This is a genomic window from Collinsella tanakaei (assembly GCF_016902615.1).
GTDB classification, from domain to species: domain Bacteria; phylum Actinomycetota; class Coriobacteriia; order Coriobacteriales; family Coriobacteriaceae; genus Collinsella; species Collinsella tanakaei_A.
The window spans coordinates 23,006-40,636 of record NZ_JACJMB010000001.1; the positions used below are offsets into that span (position 1 = coordinate 23,006).

General features: G+C 66.4%; 13 protein-coding genes. 5 read left to right on the forward strand and 8 right to left on the reverse strand.

Annotated features, from left to right (window positions below; all coding sequences use genetic code 11):
- Positions 1 to 130: 130 nt before the first annotated feature.
- Complete coding sequence (locus H6A21_RS00150) at positions 131 to 715, reverse strand: epoxyqueuosine reductase QueH (protein WP_204559572.1); 585 nt, start codon at positions 713 to 715, stop codon at positions 131 to 133.
- Entirely contained in the window at positions 712 to 1,365 is a 654-nt protein-coding gene (locus H6A21_RS00155; RefSeq protein ID WP_204559573.1) for a DUF3267 domain-containing protein, read from the reverse strand. Before H6A21_RS00155 ends, H6A21_RS00150 begins: the two co-directional genes overlap by 4 nt.
- Positions 1,366 to 1,803: 438 nt before the next feature.
- Between H6A21_RS00155 and H6A21_RS00160 the strand changes: the two genes are divergently transcribed.
- On the forward strand, positions 1,804 to 3,867 hold the full coding sequence (locus H6A21_RS00160; protein WP_204559574.1) for a class I tRNA ligase family protein: 2,064 nt from the start codon (positions 1,804 to 1,806) through the stop codon (positions 3,865 to 3,867).
- A 122-nt stretch (positions 3,868 to 3,989) separates the two neighbouring features.
- Here the strand turns inward: H6A21_RS00160 and H6A21_RS00165 are convergent, their stop codons facing one another.
- On the reverse strand, positions 3,990 to 4,832 hold the full coding sequence (locus H6A21_RS00165) for a putative RNA methyltransferase (protein WP_204559575.1): 843 nt from the start codon (positions 4,830 to 4,832) through the stop codon (positions 3,990 to 3,992).
- Between the two features lie 301 nt (positions 4,833 to 5,133).
- Between H6A21_RS00165 and H6A21_RS00170 the strand changes: the two genes are divergently transcribed.
- From H6A21_RS00170 to H6A21_RS00180, 3 genes are all read left to right on the forward strand, one after another.
- On the forward strand, positions 5,134 to 5,706 hold the full coding sequence (locus H6A21_RS00170; protein ID WP_204559576.1) for a GNAT family N-acetyltransferase: 573 nt from the start codon (positions 5,134 to 5,136) through the stop codon (positions 5,704 to 5,706).
- Positions 5,707 to 6,120: 414 nt separating this feature from the next.
- Complete coding sequence (locus H6A21_RS00175; RefSeq protein ID WP_204559577.1) at positions 6,121 to 7,074, forward strand: tRNA dihydrouridine synthase; 954 nt, start codon at positions 6,121 to 6,123, stop codon at positions 7,072 to 7,074.
- A 243-nt stretch (positions 7,075 to 7,317) separates the two neighbouring features.
- Positions 7,318 to 8,508: a helix-turn-helix domain-containing protein gene (locus H6A21_RS00180; RefSeq protein ID WP_204559578.1), complete on the forward strand. Its 1,191-nt coding sequence runs from the start codon at positions 7,318 to 7,320 to the stop codon at positions 8,506 to 8,508.
- A 12-nt stretch (positions 8,509 to 8,520) separates the two neighbouring features.
- Here the strand turns inward: H6A21_RS00180 and H6A21_RS00185 are convergent, their stop codons facing one another.
- Both H6A21_RS00185 and H6A21_RS00190 read right to left on the reverse strand, forming a co-directional pair.
- Positions 8,521 to 10,299 carry an ABC1 kinase family protein gene (locus H6A21_RS00185; protein WP_204559579.1) on the reverse strand — a complete coding sequence of 593 codons (1,779 nt, stop codon included), beginning with the start codon at positions 10,297 to 10,299 and terminating at the stop codon, positions 8,521 to 8,523.
- Between the two features lie 7 nt (positions 10,300 to 10,306).
- A complete protein-coding gene (locus H6A21_RS00190) occupies positions 10,307 to 10,786 on the reverse strand; it encodes a hypothetical protein (RefSeq protein ID WP_204559580.1) in 480 nt (159 codons plus the stop codon).
- A 543-nt stretch (positions 10,787 to 11,329) separates the two neighbouring features.
- On the opposite strand from H6A21_RS00190, the gene H6A21_RS00195 reads away from it, so the two are divergent.
- Positions 11,330 to 12,994: a helix-turn-helix transcriptional regulator gene (locus H6A21_RS00195; RefSeq protein ID WP_204559581.1), complete on the forward strand. Its 1,665-nt coding sequence runs from the start codon at positions 11,330 to 11,332 to the stop codon at positions 12,992 to 12,994.
- A 3-nt stretch (positions 12,995 to 12,997) separates the two neighbouring features.
- Here H6A21_RS00195 and H6A21_RS00200 read toward each other — a convergent pair whose 3' ends face one another.
- The 3 genes from H6A21_RS00200 to H6A21_RS00210 all read right to left on the reverse strand — a co-directional run bounded on the left by H6A21_RS00200 (position 12,998) and on the right by H6A21_RS00210 (position 17,585).
- Positions 12,998 to 14,629, reverse strand: coding sequence for a C69 family dipeptidase (locus H6A21_RS00200; RefSeq protein WP_204559582.1), 1,632 nt, complete (start codon positions 14,627 to 14,629; stop codon positions 12,998 to 13,000).
- Positions 14,630 to 14,816: 187 nt separating this feature from the next.
- Positions 14,817 to 15,674 carry a bifunctional methylenetetrahydrofolate dehydrogenase/methenyltetrahydrofolate cyclohydrolase FolD gene (folD, locus tag H6A21_RS00205; RefSeq protein WP_204559583.1) on the reverse strand — a complete coding sequence of 286 codons (858 nt, stop codon included), beginning with the start codon at positions 15,672 to 15,674 and terminating at the stop codon, positions 14,817 to 14,819.
- 243 nt (positions 15,675 to 15,917) lie between these two features.
- Entirely contained in the window at positions 15,918 to 17,585 is a 1,668-nt protein-coding gene (locus H6A21_RS00210) for a formate--tetrahydrofolate ligase (RefSeq protein WP_204559584.1), read from the reverse strand.
- Positions 17,586 to 17,631: the final 46 nt, after the last annotated feature.

The window sequence follows — 17,631 nt, forward strand, 5'->3', positions numbered from 1 at the left end:
CGCTGCGGGAGGGCAACTGGACTTATGCCTTCCCGCAGCGCGTTGCGCGCTCCATCCTATCACGCGCGGCGTCGCGGCCCCGAAAAACACCATCATTCGCACGCCGGACCGCAGCACCCCGGGGGCCGCATCACGCACCGTGCTTCGCCAGGCGCCGCTCCTCGCGCAGGCGGATGCGGTCGAGCGCCGCCTCCGCCGCGGAGAACCGGCAGCCGCAGTAGTTCTGGCGATACATCCCGAGCTCGCGCGAGCGGCGCGTGGCCTCGGGATACCAGGGGCGGAAATCGCGGATGACCGGCGTGAGCCCCTGCGCGGAGGCGAGGCGCGTGAGCACGTCGTTGCAGGTATCGAAGAGCTGGTAGGGCGAGACGGCAAGCGTCGTGGCGATATGGTCGAAGCCCTCGGCGCGCGCCACGCGCACCGCCTCGGCAAGGCGCAGCGCGTAGCAGGCACGGCAGCGACGCTCACGCTCGCGCGCCCCGATGGGCGCCACACCGCGCTCCCACGCGCCGTAATCCTCGTCGGCCTCGATGAGCGGAATGCCGTTTGCCGCCGTCCACCGGCGAAGCTCCGCCAGGCGCCGGTCGTGCTCGTCGCGCGGCTGGATGTTCGGGTTCGTCCAGCAGATTGTGGGCTCGAACCCCTCCTCGATAAGCAGCCGCACCGGCTCGAGCGAGCACGGCGCGCAGCAAGCATGCAGAAGAAGCCTCGTCATTGGGCACCCTTTCCCCTCGCAGCTTCATCGGTATCCGCGTCATCGTCCGCAAAGAGGCGCACACCCCACGAGGTGTCCTCGCAATACGCGATACGGGAGTCGCGCCAGATGGCCTCGGCGTATCCCCAATCGCCCGTGCAGCCCGACAGGTGCAGCACCGCGATGCCGTAGCACAAAAGCGGCCAGCCGCTCACCGTGCCGAGCGCAAGCAAAAGCGCCGTCACGGCAACCGTCGGCGCGAGCGCGATGATAAGGTACTGCCGACGCGTGTACACGATGCCCTCGGCGCAGGCGTAGAGCATGCCCGCCTTCCAGTTCGCCCCGAACGTCACGTGCGTACCCGCCGGCGCGAATACCCGGAAGAAGACGGCGTGCACGAGCTCGTGGACTCCGAGCGAGGCGAAGCACCCCACGGCACCGAGCGCAAGCCAGAGCGTCTGCGGGGGCAGAAACCCCAGATGCGGGCCCACGCCTTCAATCATGACGGCAGCGAATTCGGACGCGGGCAGGCCGAGGCGGGCGGGTACGCCGAGCACAAACCACGCCGCGCCCAGCACCGCGCCGAGGCCGACCACCGCCATCGAGGCGCGGACCATGCGCCGCTGGAAGCCCTCGTCCTCAAAGGTGCGTATGGATGCGATCTCTTTCATGGCACAAGCTTAGCATGCGCACCGCACGCGAACGCCCAGCCGGCCGAGGCCACCACCGCAAAGGCGCACCCGCACGCGTCAGCTGCTCCTCAGCGCCGATATTAGGCCCCTCTCGAGAGCATCCCGGGAAATCGGCACCTCTGCGCACGGAAACGCGCAGGTACGGGATTCCGCGCATCACCCGATATCCGCGACGGCAAATCTGAGCCGCCTAATATCGGCGATACGGAGCAACTGCGAGGTGCCGGGGCGCCGCCGGCCCGACGCCCCCATCGCGGACGGCGCCTACATGATCGCATCGCGATCCGCACCGCGCCGCCCGCGCCCCGCATGACGCGATTTTTTGCGAATCGGTACCGCGACCTGCTGCACCTCCGGCGTGTGCAATAATGGGGGACCGAACGAATCCGATCCATCCGTCAGCGACAAGGAGTGCTCATGGCGCACAAGCTCACCAAAGAGAACCGCCCCGCCTGGCCGCACCGCGCCGTCGTCACAGCCGGCATGCCCTATGGCAACAAGAACCTGCATTTCGGGCACGTGGGCGGCGTGTTCGTCCCCGCGGACTTCTTCGCGCGCTTCCTGCGTGACCGCTTGGGCAAGCAGAACGTGATCTTCGTGTCGGGCACCGACTGCTACGGCTCCCCCATCATGGAGGGCCATCGCAAGCTCATGGCGTCCTGCGACGAGACGTGCACCCTCACCGACTACGTGCAGAAAAACCACGACCTGCAGCAGAAGACCATCGACGGCTTCGAGATGCAGCTCGACCTGTTCGCAGGCTCGGCGCTTCCGCCCGCCGCCCCCATCCACAACCAAACGACCGCCGAGATCATCGAGCGCCTGATGGAGCGCGGCGTGCTCCACAAGCGCGCAACGAAGCAGTTCTTTGACGCGAAGGCCGGTCAGTTCCTGAACGGACGCCAGGTCATCGGCCGCTGCCCCATCCAGGGCTGCAAGTCCGAGAAGGCCTATGCTGACGAATGCGACCTGGGACACCAGTACGAGCCCGAGGAGCTCATCGCGCCGAAGTCCGCCCTCACCGGCGAGACCCCCGAGCTCCGCCCGGTCGACAACATCTATTTCGACCTGCCCGCCTACCTCGACTTTTTGAAGGACTACACCAAGAAGCTCGAGGCCGACGACACCGTGCGCCCCGTGGTCGTGAAGACCATGGAGGAGTGGCTGCTGCCCGCGCAGATCTACATCCAGAACAAGTTCCGCGAGGCGTTCGACGCCATCGAGGACAAGCTGCCCGCCCACACCGTAACCGAGCCCGAGGGCAACAAGAGCTCGTTTACCGTCACGTTCCCGAGCTGGGAGGAGCGCGACGAGGCGCACGAGGTGCTCGCTGCCGGCGGCGTGCGCTTCCGCTCCGGCAAGGCGCTCGTGCCCTTCCGCATCACCGGCAACATCGAGTGGGGCGTGCCCGTGCCCGACGAGTGCGGCTGCTCCGGTCTCACCTGCTGGGTGTGGCCCGAGAGCCTCTGGGCCCCGATCAGCTTCACCCGCACCGTGCTCTCCGAGGCTGAGCGCGCAGGCGACGGCAACCGCTACGCAAGCCTCGACTGGCGCGACTGGTGGTGCGCCGACGACGCCCACGCCTACCAGTTCATCGGCCAGGACAACATCTACTTCTACGGCATCGCGCAGACCGCGCTGTGGGAGGCCCTCGGCTGCCATATGCAGCAGTCGACGCTCGTGGCGAACTACCACGTGCTCTACATGGGCAAGAAGGCGAGCTCCAGCTCGCAGACCCCGCCGCCTCCCGCCTCAGAGCTGCTGGAGCACTACACCGCCGAGCAGCTGCGCGCCCACTTCCTGTCGCTCGGCCTGGGCGAGAAGCCGGTGAGCTTCTCCCCGAAGGCCTACGACACGCGCGAGACCGGCAAGAACCCCGACGGCACGCCGCTGCTCGCCCGTGACGACAAGCGCGTCATCGATCCCGTTCTGAAGGAGGGCGCGCTGCTCACCGGCGTGTTCAACCGCCTGGCGCGCTCCTGCTTCTACGGCGTGGCGGAAAAGGAGGGCGACGACGCCGCCTACCGTACCGGCTGCATTCCCGCCGGCACGCCCGACGCCGAGGTTATCGACGCCGCGGAGCAGGCCGTCCTCGCCTTCGAGCAGGCCATGCACACCTTCGAGTTCCACCATGCGCTCGGCGTGTGCGACGAGTACCTGCGCGCCGCGAACAAGCGCTGGAGCGATGCGAGCAAGGCTGCCAAGAACGCCGAGGACGACGACGCGATGGCGCGGGCGCTCGTGAACGCCTTCCACGAGCTGCGCGTCGCCACCGTCCTCATGCACGGCATCGTGCCCGCAGGCTGCGAGCTCATCTGCGAGCACTTTGCCATCGACCCGGATACGTTCTTCTCGTGGGACCACATCTTCGACACCTGCGACGAGCTCGTGGCGAGCTTGGGCGAGCAGCCCGGATGCCACCGCGTGGTCCCGCTGCCGCCGCGCTTCGACTTCTTCGAGAAGCACCCGAGCCAGCAGTAGCGCCCCTGCCGCCGCGCTCCCAGCCAGCAACGGCGCGCTCCCCTATCCGGCCTCAACAGACCGCCCCGCCGCGACATGCCATCATGGCAGCCGCTGCGGGGCGGTCCGCATAGAGGTATCCGTCATGCGTCGGCATGCCCCGCACGGGCGACGAGCAGCTCTGCGTCGACGGTGACACGGCGGATCCGGTCGTGCGGCAGCTGCGTGTCGTCCACCCCGAAGAGCAGCGGGGTCATGCGCAGCAGATCGGCCACCTGGTCGGGCGCAACATCGCAGGTGGCGCAGGCGCGCACGCGCCGTTCGAGGACCATATGGCGCTCGAGATGCTCGACGACCCGCCGGTTCGAGTGGTGCGCATGGCGCAGGCGCTCGCCCGCGAGCTCGCGCAGCTCGATCATGTGCCCGGGGCCCGGCACGATCTTGACAAGCATCCCATCCGTGGAAAGCGCACGCGTGAACTCGGCGTAGTTTGCCGGCGTGAAGATGTTGAGGATGCACCCGAGCGCGCCGTCGCGCACGGGAAGGTTCGCCACGTCCGAGACGAACCAGCACACGCGATTGCCCCCGCGCGCGGCGCGAAGAATCGCATCGCGGGAGGTGTCGAGTCCGATGATGGGCACGTCGACGCCTTCAGCCAGGGCCTTAGCATAGTACCCCTCACCGCAACCCGCGTCGAGCATGGGGCCGGCAAGGTTCGTTGAGGCGAGCACGTCCTCGAGCGCCTCGAGAACGTGGCCGTAGAATCCCGCCGCAAGGATCTTCGACCGGGCATCGAAGAAGCCCGCATCGTACTCGTCGCGCACGGCACGGCGCATGAGGTTGACATAGCCCTTGGCGGCGATATCGAAGCCGTGGCCCTCCTCGCACCGAAGGCTCGCGTCGCGCACGTGCATCCGCGCGCCGCACAGCGGGCAGCGCAGCAGCTCGGCGACACCGGCGAACTTCTCGATACGCGCGGGATTCATCGGACGCACCAACCTTTCGCATGCGATATGAAACGAAAACGGTCTCGCCGCGTCTGGGCCATAAGACCGAACAGTCCCTCCCAACCAAGGGCCACCTGTCGATTATGGCATGAAACGAAACGGACGGACGGGGCCGGCGAGCGCCCGCACGAGCGCGTCATGCCGCAGGCCCCCACGTCGCGCGTGTCGAGGTTTTGCAGGGACGGGCGCGCTCTGGTCCCGTGGGGGCGCTTGGGGCATAATCGAGAAGTTTTGTTGGCAACAAGATGTCGGTTTCGTCCGGCGGGTGGAAGGATCAGGTATGGCGAGCATGCTGCAGGTACGCCCAGCGCGCGCGGAGGAGGCCGAACGCGTGGCGGAGATTCTCGAGGACGGTAAGCGCACAATCGCCCAATTCGGCATCGAGCAGTGGCAGCATGGCTACCCGAACATCGAGAGCGTGAAGGCCGATATCGCCACCGGCTCGTGCTATGTGGCAGAGGACGCCGATGGTGCGCTCGTGGGAACGCTGGCGCTGCTTTCCGGCATCGATCCGGAATACTGCCGCGCACGCATCGCCTGGCTGACGGACAACCCGTGCGAGCAGGACGGCGAGGCCCCGTATCTTGCCATCCACCGCAGCGCCACCGCCGCCGAGGCGCTCGGGCGCGGCGTCATGGGCGCCATGTTCACCGCAGCCGAGCAGATCGCCCGCGACCGCGGCGCCCTGAGCATCCGCATCGACACCCACCCGGGCAACCGCGCCATGCGGGGCTTCCTTGCCAAGCAGGGCTTTTGCGAGATCGCGCCCATCGAGCTCACCCAGAAGGGCGATGACGAGACCGATCTCACCCGCATCGCCTACGAAAAGCTCGTCACGAAGTGCGCAAAATAGCGCCATCGCCTCTGCGCGGCCGTTGTGAACGGACACACGGCCTCAGACCACGTTTTTGAGGCGATGAACCACCTCGAGGGACCCTTTTCAGTACTTCTCTTCCTCTCGATGACTCGAGTCGGCAGTATACGTAGTGTTACATATACTGTATTGTATGTTTTACGAGTTCCCTTCAACTGGGAATCGAAAACATGTACTGAAAGTGGGCCCTCGAGATATTACCGACCCCCTTTTCCCACATTTCGATGTCGCGCAGGCATCTCACATCGCGCAAACCGCCCCGCGCCCGAGCGCCCGGTGCGCCCGTTCCTCTTTCCGATACCATAAAGCGTTATCATGCGCACACCCCTTCCGCTTACGCGCGTGAACACGCCGCCGACAGCATCCGCCCATCAGCTGAAAGATTGAACATCCATGATCGTGTCCTTAGCCCCTATGGAGGGAATCACCGGCCACCTCTTCCGTACGGTCCACGCCGAGTGCTTCGGCGCGCTCGACCGGTACTACACCCCCTTCCTTCCCCCGCCGCGCGTCGGTTCCTCGTTCGGAGGGCGCATCAAGGCCGAGATCGATCCCGCGAACAACCGGGGCCTCACCGTAGTCCCGCAGCTGATGTCGAAGAATGCCGATGAGTTCATCTGGGCGGCACAGCTGCTGTCGCAGATGGGCTACGGCGAGGTCAATCTGAACCTAGGGTGCCCCTCGGGAACGGTGGTCGCCAAGGGCAAGGGCGCTGGCTTCCTGCGCCACCTGGAAGAGCTCGACACGTTTCTGAACCAGGTGTGCGAGCGGTCTCCCATCCCGGTGTCGGTCAAGACGCGCATCGGCGTCGAGAGCGATGAGGAATACGATGCGATCCTCGAGGTGTACTGCCGCCGCCCCATCGCCGAGCTCATCGTGCACCCCCGCGTCCAGAAGGATCGCTACCAGGGCACGCCGCGCCAAGAGGCGTACGGCAAGACCCTGGCCGCGGCCCCGTTCCCCGTGGCGTACAACGGCGACATCTTCACCGTCGGCGACTACACCGCCCTGGTCGCCACCTATCCCGCGACGCGCCACGTGATGCTCGGCCGCGGGATCCTCGCCAACCCGGCACTCGCCCGCATGCTGCGCGGGGGCGCCGCCGCCACGGCCGGCGAGCTCAAGCGCTTCCACGACGGGCTGTTCGACGCGTATCGGGCAGAGATCGGCGGCAACGCGGTGTTCCGCATGAAGGAGTGGTGGTCCTACGCCCGATTCGCCTTCGCCGACCCGCTCTCGGTCCATCGCGCCGTGCGCAAGGTGCGCCGCGTCGATGACTATCAGGCCGCCGTATCGTGCATCTTTAACAGCGAGCCCCTCGCGGACGTCGCGCGGTTCCGTCCGTGACGCCTGCGCAGATACCCGCATAGGCCGCCAACCCGCCGCACAGCCAGGCTGCCAGGCGCGGACACGGCACCCCCGCACCCGTGCGCTGCGCGGGGCGCCTGTCCCTGGGATGGCACCGCTCGCCCCGGTTGACGTTCCCGCCGAAACGTCAACCGGGACTCCTTTGCTTCCGCCGCTGCGAGACCCCATACTGAAAGCAGGCGGCATGCCATCAGCGACAACCGGTCACGCGGAGGGAACACCATGGACGAAACGATCAACATCGGACGGACCATCGCGCGCGAGCGCCGCCGGACGGGCATGACCCAGGCGGCGCTCGCCGAGCACCTCGGCGTCTCGAAGGCGGCGGTATCGAAGTGGGAGCTGGGGCAGAGCCTGCCGGATGTGAGCCTGCTGCCGCGCATCGCCGCGATCTTCTCGCTCACGCTCGACGAGCTGTTCGACTGGCGCGACAAGCTGAGCGAGCAGGAGTCCGCCGCGCTCTATGCCGAGGTCTACGCGCTGGGCGCGCACGACCTGGTCGCGGCGCACGAGCGTCTGCGTGCGCTCGCCGCCGACCATTATTCGGACGTCAATCTGCTGCTGATGCTTGCGTCGCTGCTCACGATATGGGCGGCGGGCATGGCGACGCCCTTCGCGCAGGCGGATGCGTGCGGCACCGAGCTCGACGGCAGCGCCCTCGCCGAGGAAGCGCTCGCCCTGCTCGACCGCGCACTCGACATCGCCGCGGATCCGGCGGCCCTCTATCTCGCCCAGCAGCAGAAAGCCACGACGCTCTTCCAGATGGAGCGCTACGATGAGGCCGCCGCGGTACTCGAGCCGCTCGTGCGCCATCAGGATGCGGGCGCGCCGACGATGCTGCTCGCGTCAGCCCAGCGCAAGCTCGGCCGAGACGACGCCGCGCTCGAGCTGCTGCAGACCGAGCGGCTGCGCGCCGCGAACTTCATCCTCTCCTCCCTCGTGCAGGAGATGGGGACGCGAGGCGACACCGCGTTCGCGCGCAAGGCCGCCGCTGCCGCGACGGCGATCTTCCAGATGCTCGACATGGGCGGTATCAACCCCTGGTACCCGGCAACCATGGCACTCGAGAAGGCCGAGGTGCTCCGCGACGCCGGCGAGCAGCACGACGCACTCGATGCCCTCGCCGCGGCCCTCGATGCCGTCGAGGCCGCCTCGGACGCCGGGGAGGCGGCAGCAAGCCCGCTGTGGGACCACGTTGCCGGATACCTCGATCCGAGCCGCTCCGGTGAGGCGTGGGCTGCGCACAAGCAGCAGCAAGGTGAAGCGCTGCGCGAGAGCATGCGCCGCGGCATCGCCGAGCAGGCGCTCTCACCCGCTTGGCGCGCATGCGCGGGCGACGATGCGCGCTACCGACATATCGTTGAGGTGGCTAAGCAGCTGGCGCGCACGCCGGCACCGCATCGCGAGGGCTGAGAGCCCGGCGCCCTACCGCCTGCTGTGGGAGTTCCGCCAGATCTCGCGGCCGAGCATGAGCGCGAGCACGAGCGCGGAGAAGTATCCCAAAAACCCGATGACGGGAATGCCGAAGATGACCGGCTCGATCTTGGCGTAATACACCACCGACGAGCCGATGAACAGGCCGGCGATCACGATGGCCATCGACATGCGGTCCACGATACCGCCCACCTGGCGCAAAACCTTCTCGCTGCCGAGCACCTGCGTGTTGATCTTCAGCTGACCGCGGGTGAGCATGCGAGACGCAAGCCCGAGCTGGTCTGCCGCCTCGAGCAGCCCCTTCGTCGCGCGCACCGAGGCGTGCGCTAGCTCCTCAGCCGTCTCGGCGGCGCGCGTGAAGCTGCTCTTCTCGTTTCTGATGTGCGTCGAGATGATCTCAATCATGTTCACATCGGGCATGTACTCGGACAGCAGGCCCTCAAGCGTCACCATGCCGCGCGCGAACATCGTCACCACACTCGGCAGCTCGACGTCGTTTTTGCGCGCAAGGCTCACAAGCGACGTCAGGAACTCGCCGATATCCAGGTCCTTCAGGTCAAGCCCGGCGAAATCGGCCACGATGAAGTCGAGGTCCGACAGAAACGTCGAATGGTCGAGCTCCGCCGAGTCGCCGCGCGTCACGGCGAAGCGCATGAGCGAGTCCTTGAGCTTCGGCACGTCGTTTTCAGCGACCGAGAAGATGATGTCCTTCACGATCGTGCGGTCGTGGTTCGACATGCGCCCCACCATGCCGAGGTCGATGAAATAGACCACGTCGTCCTTCAGGATGATGTTGCCGGCATGCGGGTCGGCGTGGAAGAAGCCGTCATCGAGCACCTGGGTGGAGTAGTCCTCCACGATCCGGGCGCCGATCTTCTTCAGGCTATAGCCCGCCGCTGTGAGCGTCTCGGGCTCGGCGATCGAGATGCCGTCGATGTAGTCCATGACGACGACGTGCTCGGTGCAGTATTCGAGATAGGAGCGCGGGCAGGAGATTCCGCGCGTGTTCTTGTGGAACGCGTAGAAGTCGTCGAGGTTGCGCGCCTCCATGAGGAAGTTCGTCTCCTCGCGAAACGACTGCCACAGCTCCTCGACCACGCCCTGCAGATCCACGAACTGGTCGGTCTTCACGAAATGCGAGGCGGTGCGCACCACGGAGCGCATGATGTCGATATCCTGCGCCATGACCTGCTGCGCACCGGGGCGCTGGACCTTGACGGCCACGTCCTCGCCGCTCACCAGCTTCGCGCGATGCACCTGGGCGAGCGAGGCGCTGCCGAGCGGCTTGCGGTCAATCCACTCGAACACCTCGGACACCTGCCGGCCGTACTCGGCCTCCAGGCAGTCGCGCACGACCCAAAACGGGACCGGCTCCACGTCGGTGCGCAGGCGGCGCAACTCGTCGCAGAACGACTGGGGCAGGATCTCGGAGCGGTTGGCGAGAATCTGGCCCATCTTGACGAACATGGGGCCGAGCTCCTCGAGCATGCAGCGCAGACGGACGGGCGTGACGTTGTTCCACACCTCGTACTTGCGCACGAGCCTGAAGATCTCGGCGATACGGCGCCGACGACCCTTGGCGGTGAGCTGAAACTCCTCGGAGGGCGCCATGACGTCGGGCTCCTCGGGAATCTCGTCGACCGCGCGCGGGTGCCGATGCAGCCCGCGCGCGATGCGCTCCTCCTCGTTCGCGAAGACGATGGTGTCATCGGGATCCAAAGGGTCCCAGCGCGCACCGTTCTGTCCGTTGTCCGTTCCCGCCTGTGCCATATGAACGCTACTCGTCTTCCGCCTTCGCCGTCTCCGCGGCAGCCTCGTCGACCATCTCGTCGGCGACCTCATCGGCCACCTCGTCCGCAGCCGATTCCTCATCGACCTCGACCGACTCGACCTTCACCGTCACGGTCGCGTCGTCCGCGCTGTCCACGAGATCGCGGACGTGCGCGAGAAAGCCGATGCGCTCGGCCTTGGTCATCGGCCGCACGCGCGCCACGATGAGCTCGTCCAGAATGCGCTCGGCAACCGTCTCGCCCTGCGTGTTCAAGCGATCGGTCACGTTGGAGAACATGCCGCCGGCACGCTCGAAAATATCGGACATCGAGCGGGCGAAATCGGGCGTCTCGGAGTCGCGACGAACCTCCTCGCCCTTGGAGGCGAGGGTGTCGAGCATCTCCTTGCCCTTCTCGGCGGTGAGTGCCGCCGCACCGAAACCGATGTTCACCATGTTGTTGACGAGGTCCTCGAACTTTGTAGCCATGAAGACGCCTCCTTGCGTCGGGTTTTCCGCCATTGGAATCCTTATACCCACATCATACGGCATCGGACCTGCGCGCGCCGAGCCTGAACGTGCGGCTGCAGCGCCATATGGCAACCGTAGGAACCCGTGCGACAGGCGTCTGATGCCCGACAGCGCCTGCCAACACAAGAATTGTCGTCATTGTTGACCGACAGATTCGCGCTCGCGCCCCATCATGTAGCCATGCACCGTCCCTTGATTACTTTGGAGGCGCCATGAATCGGCCGGCCTCACCGCACCGGTCCGAAGGACAGCCCGCCGTGTCCTCTCCGCACCTTGGCGCATCGCCCTCTTAGCAACGGGGCCGTTCTTGTTTGCCGCTCCCCACCAAGCCGCATCGAGCACGTACTCGTCAGCTTCGTTCGGATTGGGCGGGTTTGTACCGCACCTCGCGATACTCGCCGTCTTCGCGCTGATCGCAATCGGCCCCGCGACCCCGTCGGGCCGCCCCAGCCGCACGCGCCCCGGCACGCACGTGCGCGTCCTTCTGGCAGCATCCGTCCTTTGCGTGGTTGCCTGGGAAAAATCTCCTTTTCCATCATCAGAACGACGCCCGCGTGGGGAGCCGGCTATCACGGGCGCATCGAAACCGTTGAGACTGCCCTGATCGCCATTGCGTTCATGCTGTGGGGTACGGCGTTTATGGGCTCCCATCAGCCTGCAGACGCTGAAACGTCAGCGGCGCAGCCGTCCTCCCGCTCAGCAGCCGCTTGGCACCTCGCGATACTCGCCGTCTTCGCGCTCGGCGGCGCCTCGCTTTCCTGTGCAGGCATCTGCCTCAGGGCACGCTTCCCCACCCCCGACCCTGCAACAGGCGAGATCGCAGCGTTTCTCATCCGCCTCATCTGCGGGGCGCTGCTAGCTGGCGCCGCCGCCGTCACACGCCGAAGCGGCAGGTTCGCCCTCTCCCCCATCACGGCAACGCTCGTCGGAGAAGCAACTGTTATGCTCGGATCCTACCTGGTTGAACGTCATCTTGTTCCCCTGATGGCCTCATCATCAGGCTCCATCTTGGTATCGCTCCTCGTGCCGATACTCTGCTGCGCAGGAGCAACGTTCGCCGCATGGCGCTCCCATGCCATCGTTTCACGCACAACCGAGAATGAGCTCGACTCCCTCAACGTCCTTCTATCTCTTCCAGGCGCCGACAACCTCTCGCAGCGGGAGATCGATGTGATCGGGCACACCCTTGCCGGGCAGACGCAAAAGCAGATCGCCGCGCTTCTGGGCATCGCTCCGGCCACCGGCGCCACCTATCGGTCGCGCGCATACCGAAAACTCGGTGTCGCCTCCAAGGAGGAACTGGGCGCTCGCCTTCAGCCCTATGCCGATCAGGGCCATGACCTCGGCGCTGATGCGTGCGCTGAAGTGCGGCACCCCTCCGCCATCGACATCCAGCGAAATTGCGGTCGGGTGTTTCTGCTCCCGCCCTTGCTCGCCTACCTCGCGGCAGCCATGCTCCTTTCGGCATTCCACCAGCCGTACCGCATGGCCCTGGCAATCGGTGCATGTCTGCTGTTTGCCGTCTTCGCGCTTGCCCGAGCATCCAAAGCCACATCGTCCGCAGCGCCCGACGACTCAAAACGAAGAACCGTCTGCCAGCTGCTCGCCGTTGCCGCCACCCTGGGGTGGACCGGTTTCCTCATCTCTTCCGCAAACCCCTTCGACAGAAACGCAGGCGAGCAGATCGCACTCATCGCCCTCTGCACGCTCGGTGCCCTGATGCTAGCGGACCGTGTGCTCACGCTGCGCCAGCTGGCTGACAGCGAGCGGCGATCCGGCACCTCACGCGAGCGATACAGCGAGCGTATGCGCCACATACTGGCGGGCAAGGGGTTCAACACGCCATCGATCGACATCGTGATGGAGTCGCTCAAGGGGGGCTCCGGTCGCCGCCATCGCCAAGCGGCAGCACCTCACCCCCTCTTCGGTTGCTACCTTACGGTCCCACGTCTACTCCGCACTCGGCGTGTCAGGCATCACCGAACTGAACAGCTATCTGCTGCAGGAGATCGGGGTGAAGGACAACGAGACGACGACAGGCTGATGCCGATGCGGCATCATGCGCAAGAGAAGCTATCCGCCACGCGCCACCCCTCGCCGCCCCAAGAAAACGCCGGGCGCAGGGCATCTCACCCTGCACCCGGCGGCACGCCTCTACAGCTATAGAACCTAGTTGTCCGACATCGCGAAGGCGTTCTTCATGGCGAGGCTCGTCGTGTAGAGCACCTTGCCCAGCAGATCCTCCGTCTCGCGCTTGAGGTCGGCGGCCATGCGGTCGTTCGCCGCAGCCAAGGCCGCGGGAACCTCCTCGGCGGGAAGGTCGGCAACCGCGGCGTCGGTCTCGCGCAGCAGGCGATGCGCCATGCCGCCGATCTTCTCCTGGTAGCGCTCGACATGCGCCGAGTTCTCGTGGAAGCGCGCATCGGCGAGCGCGGCGATCAGGCGGTTCGCCCAGTAGAAGCTCTCCGACGTCACGCGAGCGGTCGTGTTCTCCAGGTACTCCGGCATGTGCTCCACGTTGGCGTAGAGCGGCACGAGCGCGTTGAACACGTTCGAGCCGAAGGCCATCCACTGGACGCAGGCGAGCTCGGGCGCCACATAGGGACGGATCTGCAGCACGGCGAGCTGGCCGTTGCGGTTGATGCCGATGGGGCGGTAGGCACCGCGCGTCGCCTCGGTGCCGCGACGGCCGTAGGGATCGAACGGCGTGCCCTGGTAGTGGGCGGACAGCACGTACTTCACGTCCTCGATGGTCACCTTGCGCTCCGGCACGCGGCTCCAAGGGATGTCGTCGGCCTCGGGGCCATACGCCGCCTCCGGGCCGTCCCAGCCGTCGTGCGGGTTCAGGCAGCGCTGCATGTACCAGGCGCGCGGCGTGTTGTACACGTGGTCGGAATCGGAATGGGAGCCGAACGCCTCGCGCGGATTGAAGATATCGCCCGCGAGCAGCCCCTCGCGCACGTCGTCCACCAGGTTGTCGAGCTCGTCCAGCGCATCGTCGTCGACATCGACGAGCACGCCGGCCAGCTCGTCGTAGATGTCGTCCAGCGTGTCATCGACCACGTGCGGCGCGAGCATGGTGAGGTTCAGGTGGTTGGCATCCATCCACTCGCGCAAATCCTCGCTCGCCATGTGCTCGGCCTGCTCGCCCTCGGCATCCGCCAGGTCGAAGTAGTCAATGCCGAGCTGGTTGGGCATCGTCACGTAGGCGTCGTCGGGCACGCGCTTGGCGATCCAGTGGTGGCCGCCGATGGTCTCGAGCCACCAGATCTCGTCCGCATCGGAAAACGCGATGCCGTTCATCTCGTAGGTGCCGTACTGCGCGAGCAGCGCGCCCAGGCGCTCGACGCCCTCGCGGGCGGAGTGGATGTACGGGAGCACGAGCGTGACCATGTCCTCCTCGCCGATACCGCCGGGCACGGCGGGCACGTAGCCCTCCTCGCCCTCTTTGCCCTGGGCGGGCTGGTAGACGACGAGCGGATCGGCGCCCAGCACGCGCTCGTTGGAGGTGATGGTCTCGGTGGCGGACATGCCGACGTTGGCGGTGTTGAATCCCGCCGCCGCCCAAATGCCGTGGCCCGGCAGCGCGTCGGGCACGCTCGAGTAGCGCATGGGGTCGTCGGGCAGCTCGATGGTGAGATGGCTCTCGACGCTCGTGTAGGTGCGCGGCTGGTCCGCAGGCTCGATCACGGCCATGCGCTTGGGCTCGAACTGACCGCCGGGCGAGTCCTCGTTGCGCGCCACGATCGTGGATCCGTCATAGCTCGCGAGCTTGCCCACCAAGATGGTCGTGCATGCCATAGCTCCTCCTTTGCGCCAGCGCAGCCGGCATCGACGTTGGTCATCCGCCCTCAGTGTACCCCCTCGACCGGACAGCAAACCGTCGAAGCATCAGGGTTCTTGCGCAAGGGCCTCACCTACCCCCTACGCAAAAACGCGGCGAAACGCCCTCGAGCGTTCCGCCGCGCCTGCGTCGTGTTCCTGGCGGCTACAGCCCATGCTGCATCTTGGCAGCCATGACCACGTTGCTCATCAGCATCGCGCGCGTCATGGGGCCCACACCGCCGGGCACGGGCGTGATGGCGCCCGCGACGAGCTCTGCGGAGGCGAAATCCACGTCACCGCACAGCTTGCCCGCCTCGTCGCGATCCATGCCGACGTCGATGACGGTCGCGCCCGGTTTGATCCACGGCCCCTTGATCATCTTCGGCACACCGCACGCCGCGACGAGGATGTCGGCGCTCTGGCAAATGCGCGCAAGCTCGCGCGGATCGGTATGCGAGTGCGCCACCGAGATCGTCGCGTTGCGGGCGAGCAGCATGAGCGACATGGGTTTGCCCACGATCGAGGAGCGGCCCACGATAACGGCGTTCTTGCCCGCCGGGTCGATCTTATACTCATCGAGCATCTCCATGATGCCGGCGGGCGTGCAGGGGCGCAGACCGGCAAGGCCGCGCACGAGCCTGCCCATGTTCATGGGATGGAAGCCGTCGACATCCTTGTTCGGGTCGATGGCGGCCACCACCGCCTCGGTATCGAGATGGGCCGGCAGCGGCATCTGGACGAGGATGCCCGCCACGGCGTCGTCGGCGTTAAGGCGACCGATGAGGTCCATGAGCTCGGCCTGCGAGGTCTCAGCCGGCAGCTTGTAGTCGTGCGAGGGGATGCCGCACTGCTCGCAATCGCGCAGCTTGGAGCGCACGTAGGTGGCCGACGCCTGGTCGTCGCCCACGAGCACCACCGCAAGACCGCAGGCGATACCGCTCCCGGCGAGCCGCGCCACCTCTTCCGCCGCGCGCTCGCGCACCTTCGCCGCCAACGCCTTGCCATCGATAATCGTCGCCACGGACAATCCTTTCGTCTGGATTCGAAACGGACTCTAGCCTACTACGAATCGCGCGCGCATCGGGGCCGCCCCGCAGGGTTTTACGAAAGGTGAACGATGGGAAGCGCGCCCGCATGACAGCTCCCCGCCGGATACCGCCTCGCTCCATGGCCTCTGCCGCACGCGGCAACAGCGACGGGGCGGCCCGGGCGAGCATAGCGCCCGGGCCGCCCCGCACAAGCCGTGCGGCTGCAGACCTGCAGGTTAGAACAGGCCGGAGATCACGCCGTTCTCGTCCACGTCGATGTTCTCCGCGGCGGGAACCTTCGGCAGGCCCGGCATCGTGAGGACCTGGCCGGTAAGCGCCACCACGAAGTGCGCACCGGCGGACACCTTGACCTCGCGCACCGTGATGCGGAAGCCCTCGGGCGCGCCCAGGATCTTGTCCTGGTCGGTGAAGGAGTACTGGGTCTTGGCGATGCACACGGGCAGGTTGCCGAAGCCGTTCTCGCGCAGCTGGGCGATCTGGCGCTTGGCAGCCGGCGTGAAGTCGACGCCGTCGGCATGGTAGATCTTGGTCGCGACGGCCTCGATGGCCTCGGCGATATCCGTGCCGGTCTCGTAGGAGAAGTGGAAATCGTTCGGTTCGTTCACGAGGCGCATGACCTCGTCGGCGAGCTCGAGCGCGCCTTCGCCGCCCTTGGCCCAGACCTCGGAGAGCTTCACGTTCACGCCGAGCTTCGTGCACTCCTCCTCGATGAGGGCGAGCTCGGCCTCCGTGTCGGACGGGAAGCGGTTGATGGCCACGACGCACGGCAGGCCGTAGACGTCGCGGATGTTGCCCACGTGGCGCAGCAGGTTCGGCAGACCGGCGCGCAGCGCGTCGAGGTTCTCCTCGTTGAGGTCGGCCTTGGCGACGCCGCCGTTGTACTTGAGCGCGCGGGCGGTCGCGACGATCACCACCGCATCGGGCGCAAGACCGGTCATGCGACACTTGATGTCGAGGAACTTCTCGGCGCCCAGGTCGGCGCCGAAGCCCGCCTCGGTGATGGCGATGTCGCCGAAGCGCATGGCCATGCGCGTGGCCATGATGGAGTTGCAGCCGTGCGCGATGTTGGCGAACGGGCCGCCGTGCACGAAGGCGGGCGTGTGCTCGAGCGTCTGCACGAGATTCGGCTTCAAGGCGTCCTTGAGCAGGGCCGCCATGGCGCCGTTCGCCTTGAGCTCGGATGCGCGCACGGGGCGGCCGTCGTAGGTGTAGCCGACCACAATCTCGCCCAGGCGGGTCTTGAGATCGGTGATGGAGGTGGACAGGCACAGGATCGCCATGACCTCGGAGGCGACGGTGATATCGAAGCCGTCCTCGCGCGGCACGCCCTGAGCGCGGCCGCCAAGGCCGTCCACGATGTGGCGCAGCTGGCGGTCGTTCATGTCCACGGCGCGCTTCCACGTGATGCGCTTGGGGTCGATGCCGAGGGCGTTGCCCTGCTGGATGTGGTTGTCGAGCATGGCTGCAAGCAGGTTGTTCGCCGCGCCGATGGCATGGAAATCGCCGGTGAAGTGCAGGTTGATATCCTCCATGGGGATGACCTGCGCATAACCGCCGCCCGCAGCGCCGCCCTTCACACCGAACACGGGGCCGAGCGAGGGCTCGCGCAGCGCCACGGCGCTCTTCACGCCGCGACGGCGCAGGCCGTCGGCCAGACCGATCGTCGTGGTGGTCTTGCCCTCGCCTGCCGGCGTGGGGTTGATCGCCGTCACGAGCACGAGCTTCGCGGTGTGGTCGGTCGGCTCGTTCAGCAGCGCGTAGTCGATCTTCGCCTTATCGAAGCCGTACGGGATGACGTACTTCTCGTCCACACCCGCCTCGCGAGCGACCTCTGCGATGGGTAGCGGTTTGACGGAGTGCGCGATTTCGATGTCTGACAGCATATGAACCTCCTAAACGCCGGGGCCGATAGGCATCTAGCATACAACG